At 49.4% G+C, this 2,698-nt stretch carries 1 protein-coding gene and 1 pseudogene; both read left to right on the top strand.

The genetic code is table 11. The annotated features are described in order from the left end of the window. Nucleotides 1–235: pseudogene (locus tag A3751_RS22770) on the top strand (hypothetical protein); the annotation flags it as partial. 14 nt (nt 236–249) lie between these two features. Beyond that, a partial coding sequence (locus A3751_RS10400; RefSeq protein WP_068455449.1) for an efflux RND transporter permease subunit occupies nt 250–2,698 on the top strand: 2,449 nt, incomplete at its 3' end.

The raw sequence follows: 2,698 nt of genomic DNA, 5'->3' as shown, positions 1-2,698 counted from the left end.
AGTGGTGCCCCAAAAGGCGGTGCAAGAAGACCAGGCCGGCAAGTTTTTGTTGATTTTGAATGACGAGCAGGTAGTGGAGAAACGGCCCGTTACCACCGGTTCAAATGAGGGTGTCAATATCGTCATAAAAGAAGGTTTGAACGAAGGCGACAATGTCATTATCGACGGATTGCAAAAAATCAGGGTCGGTAGTAAAGCCGAAGGCACGCCCGCTCAAATCCCTACAGCAAGCTAGCGCGGAGTTCTGACATGTTCAGCCAATTTTTTATCAGTCGCCCTAAGTTTGCGTTTGTTATTTCGATTGTTATTTCTCTTGCGGGCTTTCTGGCCCTGCAAGTTTTGCCGATAGCCGAGTTTCCGAAAATATCGCCTCCGGTTGTAGAGGTTTCTGCATCTTATCCGGGCGCAGATGCTCAGGTGGTCCAGCAGACCGTTGCCGCCCCGATTGAAGATGAGGTGAACGGTGTAGAAGGCATGCTTTATATGTCTTCCAAAAGCGCTAATGATGGTTCGTACGTTCTCACTGTAACCTTTGAAATTGGAACCGATGCCGACCTTGCCCAGATAAATGTTCAAAACCGTGTGAGCAGGGCGAATCCGTCTTTGCCTGCCGATGTGGTTAAGCAGGGTGTGAAGGTTGACAAGAAGTCGACAGAGATGGTGCTCGTCGTAAATTTGTTCTCGCCGAACGGAACCTATGACGGTTTGTTCCTCTCTAACTTTACTAATATCAACGTCTTAAGCGATATCGCACGTGTTAACGGAATCAGCGATGCATCGATTATGGGCGGTCTAGACTATGGCATGCGTATTTGGCTTGATCCGCTTCGAATGGCCTCGCTTGGCGTGACGACAGCCGATTTGCAGTCGGTGATTAACGAGCAAAATGTGCAGGTACCTGCGGGGCAACTGGGTGGTGCGCCTTCGCCTGCTGATCAACAGTTCCAATATACCTTGAAAACTCAAGGGCGTTTAGAAACGCCAGAGCAGTTCGAAAACCTTATTGTGCGCTCTAGAAGCGACGGATCAAGCATACTGTTAAAAGACATTGCCCGTATTGAGCTAGGTTCTGCTAGCTATAGTTGGTATGGGGAGCTGAATAACAAACCTGGTGTGGTGCTCGCTGTTTATCAATCTCCGGACGCGAATGCGCTACAAGTCGCGGAAGATGTTTATGCCTTGATGGATAAGCTCTCAGAGCGCTTCCCAGATGATATTGAATACGAAATTCTTTACGACACAACGCGTTATATTCAGACGTCGATTGACGAAGTAGTCACGGCTCTGGTGCAAGCTGTTCTGCTGGTGATCTTTGTTGTCTTTATCTTTCTGCAAGACTGGCGCTCTACACTTGTGCCTGCGATCGCGATTCCGGTCTCATTGGTTGGCACATTTGGTGTTATGTTGGCGATGGGTTTTTCGATCAATACCGTTAGCTTGTTTGGCTTAATTCTGGCTGTGGGCGTGGTGGTAGATGATGCCATTGTTGTTGTAGAGAATGTGCGAAGGCATATCGAAGACGGTCTAGATCCGGTTGAGGCAACGCGGATTTCTATGAAAGAGGTGAGCGGACCGGTTGTCGCGACGACGCTCGTGTTGCTCGCAGTATTTGTTCCTGTTTCCCTGATGCCAGGCATCACCGGGCAAATGTATAACCAGTTTGCGGTAACGATTTCTGTTGCTGTTCTAATTTCCTCTCTGAACGCGCTGACTTTGAGCCCGGCTTTGTGTGCAACCTTGCTCAAGCCAAGCACTGGTACGACTAATGTCTTTTTTGCCGCGTTTAACCGTTATTTTGACAAGATGACGCATGGCTACTCCCGCTTGGTCTCATTGAGTGTTCGAAAAATAGCGCTTGTTGCGCTGTGTCTCGTGGTTGTTTTTGTCTCGATTGGTGGCGTGTTCACCGTGCTTCCAAAAGGCTTTGTCCCGAATGAGGATAAGGGCGCATTTATGGTTGATATTCAGCTTCCTGCGGGAGCGGCTTTGCTTCGAACGGGTGAAGTGATGAAGCAGGTGACGGACATCGTCAACGAAGAGGCGGGTGTGAGTGACGTGATGACCATCAGCGGATTTAGCTTGATTTCAGGCGCCGTTTCATCGAATGCCGGTTTGGCGATCGTTACGCTTGATCCTTGGGATGATCGTAAGGATCCCGCTCTGCATCAGGCCGCGATTGTGAATAGTGTGCAAGCTAAATTGAGTGCCATCTCCAGTGCGAACGTTCGAGCTTTCTCTACGCCCGCCATTCCAGGACTTGGCGGTACTAGCGGCTTGGAGATGGTGCTTACGGACTTACAGGGAAGAGACTCGGCATCACTTGCCTCGGCCATGGGCGGTTTTATTCTCGCCGCGAATGCGCGCCCAGAAATTGCCTTTGCTTTCAGTACTTTCTCGGCTGATATTCCGCAGCTATACGTAGATGTCGACAGAGTGAAGGCGAAGAACCTAGGTATCCCGCTTTCAGAAATTTTTATGACGCTTCAGACCCAACTTGGTTCTCTCTATGTGAATGACTTTAATAAGTTTGGTCAGGTGTATCGTGTGATGATGCAGGCCGAGGCGCAGTACCGAAATGACGAATCAGACCTTTCCAAGCTGCACGTGCGCTCCTCTGGTGGAGAAATGATTCCGTTAAGTACGCTGGTTCAAACCAAGCCGATATTGGGGCCTGATGTTACGTACCGCTATAACACCT

The organism is Oleiphilus sp. HI0080 (assembly GCF_001635135.1).
Note: the sequence above shows the minus strand (reverse complement) of the source record. Positions and strands in the feature narration are given on the sequence as shown.